The following is a 16,660-nucleotide window of genomic DNA, read 5'->3' on the forward strand; positions in this document are numbered from 1 at the left end:
CACACCGTTCATGGACTAGCCGAAAACGCAGACTGCAGAGCAGCCTCTCGATGGGTAACGTGGAAATCGATATTGGCCCCTTGCCGACCTAATGGCAGTGACACCACGCTGCCCCCGTTGGTAGCGGGTGCTCCAAGCGGTTCGTCCCGCTCACAGCTAGCGCCAGCGTCATAATCAAAGGTGACCAGCGGCTGAGCCTCCTGCATATCCTGAACCGTGCAGCGACAGTCAGACTCAATCACCACGCACTGCAGGCGAAAAAAAGGTGCTCCGTTTGAGTCGGTAGCGCCGTGCCTGCGTAGGGTGTCGGTAATCGATGTCGCCGCGTAAAGAAGCGCTTCCTGATGACGCCCCAATTGATCTACCTGCTTAAACGTATGAAAGGTGCTCAAGAAAAGCTGTCCAGCACCCAGAATCACCACCGTCCCAATGACCATGGCGACCAGTAGCTCTGTTAACGTAAAACCGCGCTGCACATCCATGGCAGGCCTACCTTTACGGCTGATTGGGAAGTTGGAACACGTAGTTGAAGATATCGTCGGACTCATTAGGCTCAGTCCGCAGGCGCACCACCACATCAAACCGGCAGCCTTGGCGCTCAATACGACTCTGTTGCCCCTGGGCATAGCCTAGCGCCGCTTGCTGGCCTGCAAACCAATGGCTATGCCATGCGGACTCAATAGTGGTTAACGGAATCGTGCCACAGTCTTGGTACGAGGAAAGCGCTGCCCATATCCGCTCTTGGGCATCTACCGCTGCGACGTTCGCTAGCGACTGTGTAGCCTGCACTAGCGCTTTGCAGTGCTGTTATCTGCATCGCGGCGACACCTATTAGCCCAAACGCTAAAATCACCAGCGCGATAAGCGCTTCAATTAGCGAAAAGCCGTTTTGCCTAACCATTTACCAGCACGCCTCAGGCAGGCGCTCACCTCGCGCATTAAATTGAATATCGCTGTGACAACCGTCAGTTTGTGATGTTGTCGCCGTCAGTAAAAACCCGCCATCGTCCTCACCGCCGTCATCGGCTGTAATCGTGTAGTTACCATCGGGAGAAGAGGGAGTAAAGGAGCAGCCGGCATACGTATATTGGCGAGAGTAACAGCGCTCAAGCTCGGCGGCGGCCTGCAGCAAACCAGCATGGGCATCCGTGCGTAGCGAGCGCTCAACATAGCGGGTGTAATTGGGGTAGGCAATGCCCGCCAAAATGCTGATGATAGCGACGACAATCAGCATTTCAAAGAGCGTAAAACCGTGCTGACGAGCTTCCTGGCACCCAGCACGGTTAGCAAAAGGCAAAGGCACTGAACGCGCTCCTATATCAGTTAGCCCATACCCTGAGTATGTCGCAAACCGATATGCTTTGCATCAGTCGCTTACAATCACTTGCTCACGCAGCTCTTTCGGCATAGAAAAGGTAATATTCTCTTCGCGGCCCTGCAGTTCAACAGGCACCTCTGCACCAAAGGCCTGCAGCTTGTCGATAACACCTTTCACCAGCACTTCTGGCGCACTGGCTCCGGCAGTGACACCAATGCGGCTGACACCTTCCAGCCACGCTGGCGCAATTTGGTCGGCATTATCGATCAAATAGGCAGGCGTGCCCATCCGCTCGGAAAGCTCGCGCAGGCGATTAGAGTTGGAGCTATTGGGGCTGCCGACAACCAATACCAAGTCGCTATCTGCCGCTAGCTCACGCACCGCATCCTGGCGGTTTTGAGTGGCATAACAGATATCATCTTTGCGCGGCCCCTGGATCTCTGGGAACTTCTCCCGCAATGCATCAATCACCTTAGCGGTGTCATCCATCGAGAGCGTAGTTTGAGTCACAAACGCCAGCGCTGAAGGATCGTTGACGCCCAACTTCGCCACGTCCTGCTCATCTTCGACCAGGTAAATCTGGCCACCGTGGGAAGTGTCGTAACGCCCCATGGTGCCTTCGACTTCCGGATGGCCTTCGTGACCAATCAAAATGCACTCTTGGCCGCGCTTAGCATAACGCAACACTTCCAAATGCACTTTGGTAACCAATGGACAGGTCGCATCGAAGACTTTGAGACCGCGCTGCTCAGCTTCTTGTTGCACGGCACGAGACACACCGTGAGCCGAGAAAATCACGATCACGTCGTCAGGCACTTCATGCAGCTCTTCAACGAACACCGCGCCACGTTCGCGCAATGTTTCCACCACAAAGCGGTTATGTACCACCTCGTGGCGCACGTAAATGGGCGGGCCGAAGACATCTAACGCGCGGTTGACGATGTCGATCGCGCGATCCACGCCAGCACAAAAACCGCGCGGGTTCGCCAGCTTGATCTGTATTGGCTGAGAGGACTCTGATGACTGCATAAAAGCGCCTTGATGCAACTTGCATCGCCGGTTAAATGAAAACGAGTGCTTAAAATCAGTGTTTGGTGATGGGCGTTACGTTCAGCACATCGACTTCAAACGTCAACGTACGGCCGGCTAGCGGATGGTTAAAATCCACTTCCACACGGTCGCCGTCTATGCTTTTGACCACGCCAGGCAGTTCCGTTCCCGCTTTATCAGCAAATGACATCACCATACCGACTTCAGGTGCTTCATCACCGAAATCGGCACGCTTCAGCGTTTGAATATTTTGCGGATTATGCTGCCCAAAGGAGTGCTCAGGCGTGATTTGAAACGACCCGCTCTGGCCTGCGGCCATGCCTTTAATCGGGTGCTCAAAGCCAGGTGGTAAGTTACCGTCGCCATACTGGAATGTCGCCGGGGCTTTCTCTTTGGTGGAATCGACTACCGTGCCATCCTCCAGCTTCAGCGTGAAGTGCAGGGTAATTTCCATACCATCGTCAATTAGGTAGTCCATGGTTCCTCACTCGTCACTCTATGGCTTTCAATCACGCTGCTGTAGCGCGGCTTTCTTACGACGTCGATCACCCATTATCGACTCCCAAATTAACCCCACCGCCCCCAGCGTAATGCCGATATCCGCCACATTAAAGGCAGGATAGTACCAACCAGCGGCATGGAACGATAAAAAGTCCACCACATAGCCATGTACTAAACGGTCATACAGATTACCCAGGGCACCGCCAATAATCAGCGGCAACGCCACGGCCAGCAGCTTTTCATCCGCCTTAACACGGGAGAGCCAAACGGTTAAGCCAATGCTGGCTCCAATGGCAATCAGCGCAAAAAACCAGCGCTGCCAGCCGGGGTGGTCCGCTAAAAAGCTGAACGCAGCGCCAGTATTGTGCAGCAGCGTTAGGTTGAAAAACGGCAGCACCTCAACGGGCTGGGCGTAATTCAACAAATGGCTGGCGGTGTATTTGGTCAGCAAATCTAACACGATGACCGCCACCGCTAGCCACAGCCAGCGCAGCGGTCGCCGCATTGGCGGCCGCTGGTGTGGATCATTGGTGGTTGACGCAGTGTTAGGCATAGTAACGAATCTCGCCGCTGCCTTCTGGAAGGTTACTGATACAGCGACCACACAGATCGGCATGCTCGGCATGGGTGCCTACATCAGCACGATGGTGCCAGCAGCGCTCGCACTTCTGGTGCTCACTTCCGCTAACCGCCACTTTCAAGCCTTCAAGCTCGGTGCTTTCTGCGTTGGCGGCATCCGCTAGCGGTGCTAGATGGACTTCACTGGTAAGCATCACGAAGCGCAGCTCGTCGCCCAATTTGGACAGCGTAGCGTTCAGTTCGTCGCTCACGTACAGCGTAACTTCCGCCGCCAAGCTGCCCTTGATGACTTTGGCATTACGAGCGTCTTCCAAGCACTTATTCACCGAGTGCTTCACTTCCAGTACTTGCTCCCAGAAGGCACGGCCCAGCTCAGCGCCATCATCTAAGGTGCTAAGCCCGGTGTAGTAAGTTTCCAGCAGTACGCTGTCGCCACGCTGGCCAGGAATATGCTCGTAGATCTCCTCAGCGGTAAACGACAAGATCGGTGCAATCCAACGACTCAGCGCTTCAACCACATGATAAAGCGCGGTTTGTGCGCTACGGCGGGCAAGTGAATCCGTTTGGGTGGTGTACTGGCGATCTTTGATGACATCCAGGTAGAAGCCGCCTAATTCCCGTGCGCAGAAACCGTGTACCTGCTGATACACATCCAGGAAGCGGTACTCTTCATAGGCTTTTTCGATACGCCCCTGCAGCTGTGCCGCACGGTCAACCACCCACTGATCCAGTGCCAGCATATCGTCAAAGGCCACCTGGTCGTTTGCCGGATCAAAACCATTCAAGTTTGAAAGCAAAAAGCGCGCGGTGTTACGGATGCGCCGATACACATCGGCGGTACGCTTCAAGATTTCGTCGGACACCGCCATTTCACCGGAGTAGTCGGTAGACGCGACCCATAGACGTAAAATATCAGCGCCCAACTTATCCATCACACTTTGCGGCGCGACCACATTCCCCAGCGATTTGGACTGCTTACGGCCCTGTGAATCGACGGTAAAGCCATGGGTTAGCAGCTGACGATATGGCGCATGACCATCAATCGCCGAACCGGTCAGTAGCGACGAATGGAACCAGCCACGGTGCTGGTCCGAGCCTTCCAGGTACAAATCAGCACGCGGGCCGCTTTCATGGCCATGAGGATGCGAGCCACGCAGCACATGACGGTGCGTGGAGCCGGAGTCAAACCAGACATCCAATGTATCGGTGACTTTGTCGTACTCAGCAGCTTCGGCACCGAGTAGCTCAGCGGGGTCGAGTTTAAACCACGCTTCGATACCCTCTTGCTCGACGCGCTTAGCCGCCTCTCCCATCAACTCAACCGTCTTGGGATGCAGTTCGCCGGTTTGCTTATGCAAGAAGAACGGAATCGGCACGCCCCAGTTACGCTGGCGAGAGATACACCAGTCCGGGCGATTAGCGATCATGCTATGCAGACGCGCCTTGCCCCACGCGGGGGTAAACTCGGTGGCTTCGATGCCTTCCAACGCCCGCTCGCGCAGGGTTTTACCGTCTTTACCTTTGATATCCATGCCCACAAACCATTGGGCGGTGGCACGATAAATCACCGGGGACTTATGGCGCCAGCAGTGCATATAGCTGTGTTTGATAGGCGTGTGCGCCATTAGCGCATTAACCTCGCGCAACTTCTCAACGATATGCGGATTGGCTTTCCAGATCATCTGGCCGCCGAAGAACGGCAGATCATCAGCATAGACACCGTTCCCCTGCACTGGGTTAAGCATGTCATCAAAGCTCATGCCATGCTCACGGCAGGTGATGAAGTCATCCATACCGTAAGAAGGCGCTGAGTGAACGATGCCCGTGCTGCCCACTTCGGACTCAACGTAATCCGCTAGGTAAACCGGCGAGAGGCGGTCATAGAACGGATGGCGGAAATTGATCAGATCCAGCGCGGCACCTTGTGCGGTAGCAATTACGCTGCCCGTCAGCTCAAAGCGCTCCAAACAGCTTTCTACCAGCTCTTCTGCGAGCAGTAGCAGGCGTTCGCCGGTATCCACAAGCGCATAGGTAAACTCAGGGTGAACGTTCAGCGCTTGGTTAGCGGGGATTGTCCAAGGCGTGGTGGTCCAGATCACCACCGCCGCCGGCTTGGGCAATTCGCTTAGGCCAAAGGCCGCCGCTAGCTTGTCGGCATCTTCTACCGGGAAAGCGACGTCGATAGCATCGGATTTTTTATCGGCATACTCAACTTCCGCCTCAGCCAAGGCCGAGCCACAATCAAAGCACCAGTTAACTGGTTTTAGGCCTTTGAACACATAGCCTGCATCTACCATCGCCGCCAAAGCACGGATTTCGCCCGCTTCATTAGCGTAATCCATCGTGCGATAGGGGTGGTCCCAGTCACCGATGACGCCCAGGCGAACGAAGTCAGCGAGCTGCGTTTCAATCTGCGCACCGGCATATTCACGGCACAGCTCGCGAGCTTTATCCGCGGCCAAATGTTTGCCGTGGGTGGTTTCTACTTTGTGCTCAATAGGCAGACCGTGGCAATCCCAGCCCGGCACGTAAGGGGCATCAAAGCCTGCCAGATTCTTCGACTTAACAATAATGTCTTTAAGGATTTTATTGAGAGCGTGACCAATATGGATACTGCCGTTGGCGTAGGGAGGGCCATCGTGCAGAACAAACAGCGGCGCACCCGCACGGGCATCGCGCAGTCGCTGGTATAGGTTCATATCCTGCCATTTAGAAACGCGCCCTGGCTCCTGCTTCGGCAGCATGCCGCGCATAGGAAAGTCGGTTTCTGGCAAGTTTAGCGTGTGCTTATAATCCATAGTCCGGTCAGCCGTCGTTAGCATCGGCGGCGTTATCCGCCGAAGAGAAATCAGAAGAAGCGGTCTCACGCCCAAGCGGGGCCGAGGCCAGCGGAAGAGAATTCATGCAGCCAGCACCCGCTGCTGCAAAGTAGCGGCGCGCTCTGGCTTGATCGTGTTCAATTTGCGTTTTTAGCGCATCAAAGTCGTCAAACTTCACTTCCCCACGCAAACGCGCGCAGGGGTAAACCGTCAGCCGCTGACCATAGAGGTCGCCTGAAAAATCCAACAGATGAACTTCCAGCGTGGGGCGTTTAGATCCCACCGTTGGCCGAAAACCAACATTCGCCACGGCGGGATAGCGCTGACCATTAGCCAGCTCGGCCACCACAGCAAACACGCCGCGCAGCGTTAATGGCTGAGGCAACAGCGGCAGGTTAGCGGTAGGCACACCAATGGTGCGCCCTAGCTGCTGGTCGCGTACCACACGGCCATGCAGCGAATACGACCTGCCAAGCAGGCGTGCAGCGACCTCAAAGTTACCGCTGGCCAGCAAGGTGCGCACGCGCGAGCTGGATACACGCTCGTCATCGACCTTAAAGGTGCGTGTGTGTTCAACACCAAATCCTTCCACCTGCCCAACAGTTTCAAGCAAGGTGAAGTCACCACGGCGGTCGCAACCAAAGCGGAAGTCGTCGCCCACCACCAGATGCTGCACTCCCAAGCCCTCAATGAGCACTTGATCGATAAACTCGCGCCCAGTCAGGCTGCGCAAGGCATCGTTGAAAGGCAGGCACAGTACCTGTTCGGCACCATGGTCTCGTAGCAAGCGAACTTTTTCACGCAGGCGGGTAAGCCGCGGCGGCGCTTGATCACCGGCAAAAAACTCCCGCGGCTGAGGCTCAAACACCACCACGGTCAACGGCACCTTCAAGCGCGCCGCATGCTCACGGCACTGCTGCAGGATCGCCTGATGGCCGCGATGCACACCATCAAAATTACCGATGGTGGCAACGCAGCCCCGATGAGCCGCTGTCAGATTGTGCAGACCTCGAATGACGTGCATGGCACCTCTTTTTTAAAAGCCTTTTTTAAAAGCGTTTGCCGTCTAAAAGCGTTTGATTATAACGAACGCGCTGATCAGGTGCAGGGGAAGATTACGTTCGCCCTGGCATCACCTTCTTTATCACCCTAACGCTGCCTGTTTGCACATTAGCTATTCATCTTAAAGTGACGCAGCCGTAGGCCAAACGCGGCCAGCCAGGCAAAATAAAGCCCACCACCCAATACCACGAGTCCCGCTACCCAGCGAATGCGCTGCCACAGTGCAAAATCAAGCCACTCCTGCCAGTCGGGGGCAGCCAGATAAAGCGCAATACTCATCAACGCGCTACCGCCCACCAACTGTACTGCATAGCGTCCCCAGCCTGGCTGAAAGACCAACACCTTCTGGCGGTAGAGCAGATACCCTAGCAGTCCAGCATTTAAAAACGCCGACAGTGCGGTCGCCAATGCCAAGCCTGCGTGAGCAAGCGGCCAAATTAACAGCAGGTTAAACACCATGTTAGCCACCATGGCGATAATGCCCACTTTGACCGGTGTTTTAGTATCCTGGCGGGCAAAGAATCCCGGTGCCAACACCTTGATCAGCATAAACGCCACCAATCCAAAGGCGTAAGCGCGTAGGCTCATGGCGGCCATTTGAATATCGGTATCGGTCATTGCCCCGTAGTGGAACAAGGTAATCAAAAATGGTTCTGCCAGCACGGCCAGTGCCAGCGCGGCCGGCACTCCCAGCAGCAGCACGACGCGAATGGCCCAGTCTAACATCGCAGAAAAGTGTTCGGTGGACTGCTCCGCATGGCGCTTGGAAAGTGCCGGCAGAATAATCGTGCCAATCGCTACACCGAAGACCCCAAGCGGAAGTTCGACCAACCGATCTGAGTAGTACAGCCAAGACACGCTGCCCGCCGTTAACAACGAGGCCAACACCGTATCCAGCAGCAAGTTAATTTGCGAAACCGATACGCCAAACAGCGCGGGAGCCATGAGCTTCAGGATGCGCTTCACGCCTTCGTGGGCAAAATTTGGCCACGGGGTCGGCAGCAACCCAAGGCGCAGCAAAAACGGCACCTGAAATGCTAGCTGGGCAGCACCCGCAATCAACACCCCCCAGGCCAGCGCCATGGCGGGTTCTTCCATTAACGGCATTAACAGTAGCGCCGCGCCAATCAGCGAAATATTCAGCAGCACAGGGGTGAACGCGGGCACCGCAAAGCGGTTCCAGGTATTCAGCACGCTTCCCGAAAAAGCGGTTAACGAAATCAGCAGCAAATAGGGAAACGTCAGGCGCAACATGTCAGCTGTCATGGCCAACTTTTCGGGGTCGCGCCCAAAGCCAGGGGCAAACACCCACACTAACCACGGGGCACCCAGCATCGCCAACGCGGTTATTAGCGCCAAAATAGCGGTCAGACTGCCTGCTACTGCGTTCAGCAGCTCGCGAATTTCCTGCTTACTGCGCTGGGTTGAGTACTCTGAAAGCACTGGCACAAAGGCTTGGTTAAACGCCCCTTCGGCAAACAAACGACGCAGAAAATTAGGAATTTTAAACGCAACAAAGAACGCATCCGAGCCATTGCCTGCCCCCAAGAAGGTGGCAACCACCACATCGCGCACCAACCCCATCACACGCGACAACATGGTCATGGCACTGACCACTAACCCAGAGCGCATCAACCCGCGGCGCGGGGGCGACATATTTGCTTGCGGTGGTGTGTTGGCGGTCATCACTCAATCCATAGCGACTAAAACAAGAGACCCAAAGTCGCCGCGGGTAACGCGACGTATAGACACAAAAAAACCGGCCGCAGCCGGTTTTTTTATGGCGCCTGCCGGCTTACGCCGCCAGAGCCTTAATGCGCTTGTTCAAGCGGCTTTTCAGACGTGCAGCTTTCTTCTTAGAAAGAACGTCTTTATCAGCGATGCGGTCGACAACCGGCTGCATTGCCCGGAACTCTTCCATCGCTTTGCCATGATCGCCGGTGCTGATCGCTTTGATCACACGCTTGATGTAAGTGCGGACCTTGCTGCGCTGGCTGGCTTTCAGGACGCGACGAGTCTCGGCCTGGCGGGCGCGCTTGCGTGCTTGCTTGCTGTTCGCCACAGGTATCTCCTTGGAGAATAAAGGTTGCCAATAAACGGCAACGGATTAACTATGTGATTGTCGGTCGGCTTTCGCCACTAGGTTTTCACCATGACACGACATTTCCGTCAGAATCTTTCCACAACAACCAATTGATTTGGAAGCAATTAAAACGCTGCCAAATGGTGTAACGAGCAGTTCAAAAGCTGCCCGCCCACGGGTCTTGTCTGAGAGGATGGCGTAGTCTATCACGCGTTAAGCGGGCTTGCCAGCGCTTGTCAATGCTTTTCCCGCACGGATCGCCACTCATCCGTTATGGCAATGCCTGCCCCGTTGGCGCCAAAATTTTGCGCAGAAAACGCCGTGTCCGCTCATCTTGAGGGTTGGTGAACAGCGCTTCGGGCGACCCTTGCTCGACAATTTGCCCTTCATCCATAAACACCACCCGGTCGGCGACGTCTCTGGCGAACTGCATTTCATGGGTCACCACAATCATGGTTTGCTGCTCGGCGGCGAGCTGTTTCATTAAGCTCAGCACCTCTTCCACCCATTGCGGATCCAGCGATGAGGTTGGCTCGTCAAATAGAATCACATCAGCATTCGCGGCCATCGCACGCCCAATGCCTACCCGCTGCTGCTGGCCACCGGAAAGCGATGCTGGGTAAGCATCCGCCTTATCGGCCAAGCCAATGCGCTCTAGAATCTCCCTTGCCCGAGCGTGTGCCTGAGCCTTAGGCAGCTTATCCACGACAATCATGCCTTCGCTGATATTTTCTAACGCCGTCTTGTTGGCAAACAATCCATAGTTCTGAAATACAAAAGCGGTTCGTCGGCGTAGCGCCAGAATATCGGCACGACTAGCATGCCGGGCATCGACTCTTAAATCGCCTACCGTAATGTGCCCCGTCTCTGGGCGTTCTAAAAAGTTAATACAGCGCAACAGGGTTGATTTGCCGGTACCCGAGGGACCAATAATGACGATGATTTCACCCTGTTCCAGGTGCAAATCAACGTCCGAAAACACTGGCTGCTGGCCAAAACGCTTACTGACAGATTCGAGGGTGATCATCGCTGGTACGCCTTATTCAGATACGTTTCCAGACGGCGCTGCCCCCAGGAAAGCACTTCCACCACCACCCAGTAAATAATCGCCACCAGCAGAAATGCTTCCAGGTAGAGAAAGCTGCCCGAGGCTTCTTTTTGGGTAGCGCCCATCATTTCGGTGACACCCAGGGTAAACGCCAGGGAAGTCGCTTTAATCATATCGATGAAGTAGTTCATCAGCGTTGGCGTTGCCACGCGGGTGGCTTGAGGCAGAATAATCCGCCGCATCAATTGAGACTGGGTCATACCGATGGACAGCGCTGCTTCGGTCTGGCTGCGGTCAATACCGACAATCGCCGCGCGAATGGATTCCGCCATGTAGGCCGAAAAGTGCAGCGTTAAGCCCAGCACTGCGGCCGTCACTCCGTTGATGGAAATCAGCGCGTTAATCAGCTGGGGTAAGCCGTAATAGAACAAAAATAGCTGTACTAACAGCGGCGTTCCACGAAAAAACGAGATAAACAGCATTGCCGCGCCGTTCAACACCGGCACTCGCGATACCCGGATGACCGCCAACAGGCAGGCAATGATCAGCGCCAACAGCATGGCGATGCTCGCCATTTGCAGCGTTAACGGTAAATAGCTCAGCAGGACCGGCAACAGGCCCCACATATACTCCACATTCAGCATGGTTATTCCAAGGTCAGTTTCGCAACGTCGCTATAAGCGAAACGGCCGTGGCAGTGCCACGGCCGCAATCAGTTGCTGGTCGTCTAAAGATAAACGCCGCGATTATGGCTGGGTGATATCAGTATCGAACCATTTTTGCGATATTTCACCTAATGTACCGTTTTCACGCAGCTCTTCCAGAGCGGCATCTACGCGGTCACGCTGAGCACGCCCCTCTTCATCATCACGAAACGGCAGCGCGTTTTCTATGATGGTGAACGGCTGGCCGGCCAATGCAAGCGGCAAGCCGCGCTCGCTGATCACTTGGCTAGCGCTAACGCGATCCATCACAAATGCATCGATACGGCCAAGTGCCACATCCTGCTCGACGTTGGATTCGTAGGTACGGATATCGATCTCATCAGCATTAGGCTGTTCACGCAACAACTGCTCATAGTTAGAGCCTAGATTGACCGCAACGCTTTTGCCGGATAAATCTTCAACCCCTTGAATAGTGTCGTTACCTGCCCGTACAACAACCTGGGCACCATCGTAAACATACGGTGCGGTGAAGGCGTACTTCGCTTTGCGCTCATCGGTGATGGTAATTTGGTTAGCAATGGTATCAATGCGCCCCGATTCCAACATGCCCGCCAAACCAGAGAAACTCGCTGTCACGAATTCAATCTCATCGCCAGTCACATCACCAACGGCATTCATGACATCCACTTCAAAGCCTTTCAGCTCGTTTTGCTCAACAAACGTAAAAGGGAAGTACCCCCCAGACATGCCGACTCGCAGCGTATCTGCATAAGCAGCGGCAGACAGCACACCACCCACAACGCTAAGCGAAAGAACAGCAACGGCTTTTTTCCAACGGCTCACATTCGTCATCATATCTCCCTCTCAGTGGCACCGAGGCGCCCTGCTTTAAATGTGAGCACTGGTTGCGACGTTCGTCGAACATCGACCAGTGCAATGAGGCCAAGATACCAGCAAAAAAGAAATAATAAACCTATTCTTTAGTTCTTTTTGGAATTTAGGAGCAACCGGTGGTGCTATCGTGATGATGGCGTGTTCGCGCTATTAAAAGGCTCCGGTCTCCCAAATTGATTGTAAACATTGCTCGACTACTACCATTCAACGTTTAAAAAGATGAGGAAGCCCATACTTTCATTAGGCATCACTTCCATCAATTTTTTTAATAATTTTAGCAGGATGCCCCGCCATAATAGTGTTAGGCGGAACATCACCAACAACTAAACTGCCCGCTGCGACAACAGCATTTTCCCCTATCACGGCAGGCCCAAGCACAGTGACACCAGAACCTAGCCACACCCCCTGTTTGATGTGGATATCTCGGCCGCTATCAGGGACAGCTGTTAATCTTTCTAAGCCGGTTTTTTCGTAATCATGCGTTCCCGTCAGCAACATGCAACGATGACCAAAAAAGCAATCTTTTTCGATTGTAATATGACCTGAACGTGTATTAAGCAAAAGGTCATTCAAAGGAATCGTAATATTATCTAGGTGCAGACGACTACGATCTCCCCATACTTTTGTCTGGCGAAGCTCTATTTCGGCCAAATATGGGCTTAAAAGTTTTGCCAAAATCTGCAAATCACTTTTACTTGCGGTTCTTAGCAAGCTCAGGAACTGCGTTTCCTGTGTCATTTTTTAATCCACTGAAATAGCGTTAATTTTTTTTCCGACAACTTTATTGAAAAAGCTCTTTTCACTACAACCATCTTCATTCATCAATAAGCGGTAAGCTAAATCGAAGCTTCCGTATGCTTTGCTCAAAATAATCGCCAATTTTTTACGCTGCTCTACAGAAGCCTCCTGTAAAGTATTAATATCTCTGACGTATACTGCGTCAGCAGTAGTTAGCTGATTTATACCCTGATGAATCCCGCCATTGATTCTCATCGGTGCGTAAATTCGTTTTCTTTGCTCTAAAAGAGTATGCAGCATAAACCCATGCGCCCTCATCCATTGGTCAATCTCAGCAAAGAGCGGTTGATTTTCATAAAGCTGAATAAAGTTAACCTCTGTCTGAATCACCAAGGTATCTTTCAACTTTTTTTCGCCGTTTCTAAAAACGTTAAGCTCTCCGCCCTGGATATCAATTTTCAACCAGTCTATTTTTTCTATTTGATCAATATCATCTAACCGTACGGTCTCGATTTCCTCGACCGACTTCACCTTTCCCCAGATTGGATAGCCTTGAAAGTGATTAAGCACTTGGCTGTTCGGCTTTAACGTTGAAGTCATGCCCGAGGCTTGACAGATATAAAGCTTGGCATGCTCGCCGGTACCGACTGCATGTGGCAGATAGGTCTCATTAGCCCCTTTCATAGCTTGCAACTTTTGCAGTGCTTCTTTCTGTGGTTCGAAACCAACCAACGTCACAAGCCCCTGCTTGAGCATTTCCGCATAAGGAGGCGTCCCATCGATAGGATTGGCACCGACATCTACTACACTGATTGGCTCATTGAGCTTCCACAAGCTTATAGGCTTATTCTTTGTACGTGGCTTTTCAAGCTCGGAAGACTGAGGTGTAACATTACTACTAGCCGCATCTTGGGTAGTATTATCGCTCTGTAATTCAGTATAACGCTCTAATAATGCGTCAATATCTTGAGAAATATTGTCTGCTACTGTTTGATTAACTACGGGCAACTCAGATGCTTGCTTAGGCGTTACCACGTTCTCATTATCAAACTCATTTACCGGGGCTTTCACCATCCCTTCTGAAAGTAAATACTCTTCCGCCTTTGCTTTATCTACACCGACCAAGAGTTCGTAACTCATATCGCGGATGCCGTAAATAGTATGTAACAGAAAAGCAAGCTTGATGCGCTGGTGATTGCTTAAGCTGGCCATACGCTCATGGCTAGGCAAGAATACAGCATCAGCATTATGCAACTCCGTCGCTTGGCGCTGCTTGTCAGATACGCTTTCTGGCAGGTGGCTGCGGTGTTGCTCATTGTTGAAGCGGTAGAAACGGAAACCGTGACGGCTCATCCAGTGCTGCACTTCCGCGAGGTTAGGTTGGCGCTGGTGCGTCGGCTGAAAGGCAATACGCACTTGAATAATAAGCGTATCTTTAAGTGCTCTTTCGCCATTTTCAAGAATTGCAGTGGAATCGCTTAGATGATCAAGAATCAACCAATCCAAGCTTTCAAGCCCTTCGATACAATCTAACGCAATAGTATTGATCGGCAGCTTGGCAAGCACGTTAGCACCCTCCGGGCTAGCCCCGTGCTGCTGTCCGATAGGCAGCGGTTGCAAAGTACTGCTCATTGCTGGATCTAAGCACGAATAAAGCGTTGCTTGATTGCCGTCGCCTAAAACAGCATGGGTAAAGACTTGCACATCATTGCTGCCTTCAAACCGCTCAGGATTTGTTACTTGGCTTGCTGGATCGAAGGCCACTATGCCAAATGAATTTAATTGCCTAAGGGTTTCAATGCCTTTCTCAACAACTAACCTTGCCCCATTGTCCAGCGCTATAATCTTGCTAGATAGCGACCATTTAAACCCGGCCACCTCAGGCTCCATACTTTCTGCATAGACAATATCAACGGGTGTTTCTTCATCCACAAACTGTGCCTGTCCAGTTTTGTCGAACGTTAAAGCGGCAGGCTGCTTTCCCTCACAATGACGTTGCCAAATGGCACGCATTGCATTGGTAAAATGTTTTGCAAAACGAGGCGCATTGCATACGGGCGACTCTAATAAAACTTGACGAAGATGCTGCCTAATAGTGGCAAGGCTATCTAAGTCAGATGCAAGCTCCAAAACTCTTTCTCGATACTCTTGCCAAGAGCTCACTACAAGTTCTGGCATACCCGCATTGATCAAATGGGTAGCACTATGGCGCCCAGCAAAGGTCGGCCCTGGGAAAGACACTACCGGAACGCCCATTAGAAATGATTCACAAGTGGTCAAGCCACCAGAGTAAGGCCAAGGGTCTAAGGAAATATCAACTTTATTATACGCATTTAAAAGCTCAGCGTGCGATGAAGGCCCCTCAATAAGTAACCGATCACTCTCAATACCGAACCTTGCCATTGTTTCTTTAACTTTTCGGCAGCGTTCTTCACTTTTATACTGCATGCTTTTTAGCAATAGCTTAGAGCCAGGTAGCGCCTTCATTATGCTAGACCACTGTTCCAACACCACATCATTTAATTTATTAGCATTATTAAAACAACCCAATGTTACAAAACCATTCTTAAATGCAGGCAATGTCCCCACATCTGGCTCGTATCCATTTGGCGGCACATAGCAAATATAGTCATCAGGCAAGCGTATTATTTTTTCGACATATGCTTCATCAACACTTTTAGGTGTTTCAATGCGATCACTGATTAAATAATCAATGGCCGACAAGCCTGTAGTGTTAATCAACCCGCCTACCCACTTTACCTGTATCGGAGCTGGGCGCATACCTACGGCCAATATTCTATTGCCAGCATTATGGCCAGCTAAATCAATCAGAATATCAATGCCATCATGTACAATTTTCTCAGCTACCTGCTGATCCTTTAACGGTTGCACACTCATCCATTGTGTAGCTACTGACTTCAGCCTTTCGGTAATACCATCAGAAGCATGGTTAGTACTATAAAAATAAAACTCCATCTGGTCTTTTGGAACACATTCCAGTGCCGAAGTAATCATTCTTCCAACAGGATGTCCACGAAAACCATCTGAGATCAATCCAACTCTAAGGCGTTTTTTAGGATTATTGTGGCTAGCATAAGAAAGCGTGGTAATACTTGATAAAAATTTACTTTCCCACTGCTTGCATAGCGCTGTAATTTCCTCACCTGTCTTATCAGGGTGGTAGTGATATGTAGTAATGATATTGGAAAAAGGACCCGGCGCATGGGGATTAACACGATGAGCTTTACCGTAACTTTCAAGTCCTTTATCCAGATCTCCAATAGCATTGTAAACATTACCCAGATTATTCCAGGATAAATAATTATTAGGCGCTAATTTTGCGGCTTTCTCAAGCGCATCTCTTGCCCGTCCATACTCAAACTTTTGCATCAAAATATTGCCCAATGTGTTAAGCATATCCACATCGTCGGGCATCAACTCGCAAGCTATTTCGGCATGCTGTAGCGCTTCATCAAAACGTGCCTGGGTATAATAGATGTAGCCAATATAGTGTTGTGCTTTAGCGTAATTAGGGCGTAACTCGATAGCCGCCTGTAAATACGCCAATCCTTGATCAGGGTCGCCCATTTGATGCGTCATTCTCCCCTGTAGCGCTAACACTTCGGCATCATTTGGTTGTAAAGAAATTGCGCTACTTAATGCCTCAAGTGCTTCTTGTAGATGTCCTGCCTCTGAGAGTTCTGCACTGAGCTGCTTCCACGCAGAAATATTTTTTGGCTGACGCTCCGTTAGCGCTCTGGCTTTCTTCAATGCTTGCGCTGTTCCTCTCGTATCCAAAGTGCGCTGGCGAGCATTATTTGATGAGCGATAGGGCTTTTTATTCGACATGGTAGAGAACATCCTGAAGGCGGTTAAGCTATGCATGACATCATATCTGATGCC

15 protein-coding genes and 1 pseudogene are annotated in these 16,660 nt (G+C 51.9%); all 16 read right to left on the reverse strand.

The features are described from left to right. Positions 1–8: 8 nt before the first annotated feature. A complete protein-coding gene (locus tag IR195_RS17150; protein WP_206048136.1) occupies positions 9–482 on the reverse strand; it encodes a PilW family protein in 474 nt (157 codons plus the stop codon). 13 nt (positions 483–495) lie between these two features. Continuing rightward, entirely contained in the window at positions 496–789 is a 294-nt protein-coding gene (locus tag IR195_RS17155; RefSeq protein ID WP_241006751.1) for a hypothetical protein, read from the reverse strand. Positions 790–856: 67 nt separating this feature from the next. Next, positions 857–901: pseudogene (locus tag IR195_RS20500) on the reverse strand (prepilin-type N-terminal cleavage/methylation domain-containing protein); the annotation flags it as partial. Beyond that, a complete protein-coding gene (locus IR195_RS17160) occupies positions 902–1,303 on the reverse strand; it encodes a type IV pilin protein (protein WP_206048137.1) in 402 nt (133 codons plus the stop codon). Between the two features lie 63 nt (positions 1,304–1,366). After that, the gene (ispH, locus tag IR195_RS17165) at positions 1,367–2,347 is read right to left on the reverse strand and encodes a 4-hydroxy-3-methylbut-2-enyl diphosphate reductase (protein ID WP_206048138.1); all 981 of its coding nucleotides are present in this window, start codon (positions 2,345–2,347) and stop codon (positions 1,367–1,369) included. A gap of 55 nt (positions 2,348–2,402) precedes the next feature. Beyond that, positions 2,403–2,846 (reverse strand): FKBP-type peptidyl-prolyl cis-trans isomerase, encoded by a 444-nt coding sequence (gene fkpB / locus IR195_RS17170; RefSeq protein ID WP_125751655.1) that lies wholly within the window; start codon positions 2,844–2,846, stop codon positions 2,403–2,405. Positions 2,847–2,873: 27 nt separating this feature from the next. After that, positions 2,874–3,422, reverse strand: a complete 549-nt coding sequence (lspA, locus tag IR195_RS17175; RefSeq protein ID WP_125751658.1) for a signal peptidase II — start codon at positions 3,420–3,422, stop codon at positions 2,874–2,876. Further along, positions 3,415–6,246, reverse strand: coding sequence for an isoleucine--tRNA ligase (ileS, locus tag IR195_RS17180; RefSeq protein ID WP_206048139.1), 2,832 nt, complete (start codon positions 6,244–6,246; stop codon positions 3,415–3,417). The genes lspA and ileS overlap by 8 nt, the downstream gene beginning before the upstream one ends. 7 nt (positions 6,247–6,253) lie before the next feature. Continuing rightward, positions 6,254–7,291 carry a bifunctional riboflavin kinase/FAD synthetase gene (gene ribF / locus IR195_RS17185; protein ID WP_125751665.1) on the reverse strand — a complete coding sequence of 346 codons (1,038 nt, stop codon included), beginning with the start codon at positions 7,289–7,291 and terminating at the stop codon, positions 6,254–6,256. Between the two features lie 146 nt (positions 7,292–7,437). Continuing rightward, a complete protein-coding gene (gene murJ / locus IR195_RS17190) occupies positions 7,438–9,015 on the reverse strand; it encodes a murein biosynthesis integral membrane protein MurJ (RefSeq protein ID WP_125751668.1) in 1,578 nt (525 codons plus the stop codon). A 109-nt stretch (positions 9,016–9,124) separates the two neighbouring features. Next, complete coding sequence (gene rpsT, locus IR195_RS17195) at positions 9,125–9,391, reverse strand: 30S ribosomal protein S20 (RefSeq protein ID WP_125751671.1); 267 nt, start codon at positions 9,389–9,391, stop codon at positions 9,125–9,127. 292 nt (positions 9,392–9,683) lie between these two features. Continuing rightward, positions 9,684–10,439 carry an amino acid ABC transporter ATP-binding protein gene (locus IR195_RS17200; protein ID WP_206048140.1) on the reverse strand — a complete coding sequence of 252 codons (756 nt, stop codon included), beginning with the start codon at positions 10,437–10,439 and terminating at the stop codon, positions 9,684–9,686. After that, positions 10,436–11,104: an amino acid ABC transporter permease gene (locus IR195_RS17205; protein WP_206048141.1), complete on the reverse strand. Its 669-nt coding sequence runs from the start codon at positions 11,102–11,104 to the stop codon at positions 10,436–10,438. Before IR195_RS17205 ends, IR195_RS17200 begins: the two co-directional genes overlap by 4 nt. A gap of 102 nt (positions 11,105–11,206) precedes the next feature. Then, the gene (locus IR195_RS17210; RefSeq protein WP_172422620.1) at positions 11,207–11,977 is read right to left on the reverse strand and encodes an amino acid ABC transporter substrate-binding protein; all 771 of its coding nucleotides are present in this window, start codon (positions 11,975–11,977) and stop codon (positions 11,207–11,209) included. Between the two features lie 282 nt (positions 11,978–12,259). Further along, positions 12,260–12,757: an acyltransferase gene (locus tag IR195_RS20580; protein ID WP_164517112.1), complete on the reverse strand. Its 498-nt coding sequence runs from the start codon at positions 12,755–12,757 to the stop codon at positions 12,260–12,262. Positions 12,758–12,760: 3 nt separating this feature from the next. Then, positions 12,761–16,606, reverse strand: coding sequence for an FkbM family methyltransferase (locus IR195_RS17220; protein WP_206048142.1), 3,846 nt, complete (start codon positions 16,604–16,606; stop codon positions 12,761–12,763). Positions 16,607–16,660: the final 54 nt, after the last annotated feature.

The organism is Vreelandella venusta, from assembly GCF_015689495.1.
GTDB classification, from domain to species: Bacteria; Pseudomonadota; Gammaproteobacteria; order Pseudomonadales; family Halomonadaceae; genus Vreelandella; species Vreelandella venusta.

Bases quoted from the DNA above. Each gene is read 5' to 3' on its own strand.
- IR195_RS17150 (WP_206048136.1), bottom strand. From the start codon at position 482: ATGGATGTGCAGCGCGGTTTTACGTTAACAGAGCTACTGGTCGCCATG.
- ispH (WP_206048138.1), bottom strand. From the start codon at position 2,347: ATGCAGTCATCAGAGTCCTCTCAGCCAATACAGATCAAGCTGGCGAAC.
- fkpB (WP_125751655.1), bottom strand. From the start codon at position 2,846: ATGGACTACCTAATTGACGATGGTATGGAAATTACCCTGCACTTCACG.
- lspA (WP_125751658.1), bottom strand. From the start codon at position 3,422: ATGCCTAACACTGCGTCAACCACCAATGATCCACACCAGCGGCCGCCA.
- ileS (WP_206048139.1), bottom strand. From the start codon at position 6,246: ATGGATTATAAGCACACGCTAAACTTGCCAGAAACCGACTTTCCTATG.
- ribF (WP_125751665.1), bottom strand. From the start codon at position 7,291: ATGCACGTCATTCGAGGTCTGCACAATCTGACAGCGGCTCATCGGGGC.
- murJ (WP_125751668.1), bottom strand. From the start codon at position 9,015: ATGACCGCCAACACACCACCGCAAGCAAATATGTCGCCCCCGCGCCGC.
- IR195_RS17200 (WP_206048140.1), bottom strand. From the start codon at position 10,439: ATGATCACCCTCGAATCTGTCAGTAAGCGTTTTGGCCAGCAGCCAGTG.
- IR195_RS17205 (WP_206048141.1), bottom strand. From the start codon at position 11,104: ATGCTGAATGTGGAGTATATGTGGGGCCTGTTGCCGGTCCTGCTGAGC.
- IR195_RS17210 (WP_172422620.1), bottom strand. From the start codon at position 11,977: ATGACGAATGTGAGCCGTTGGAAAAAAGCCGTTGCTGTTCTTTCGCTT.
- IR195_RS20580 (WP_164517112.1), bottom strand. From the start codon at position 12,757: ATGACACAGGAAACGCAGTTCCTGAGCTTGCTAAGAACCGCAAGTAAA.
- IR195_RS17220 (WP_206048142.1), bottom strand. From the start codon at position 16,606: ATGTCGAATAAAAAGCCCTATCGCTCATCAAATAATGCTCGCCAGCGC.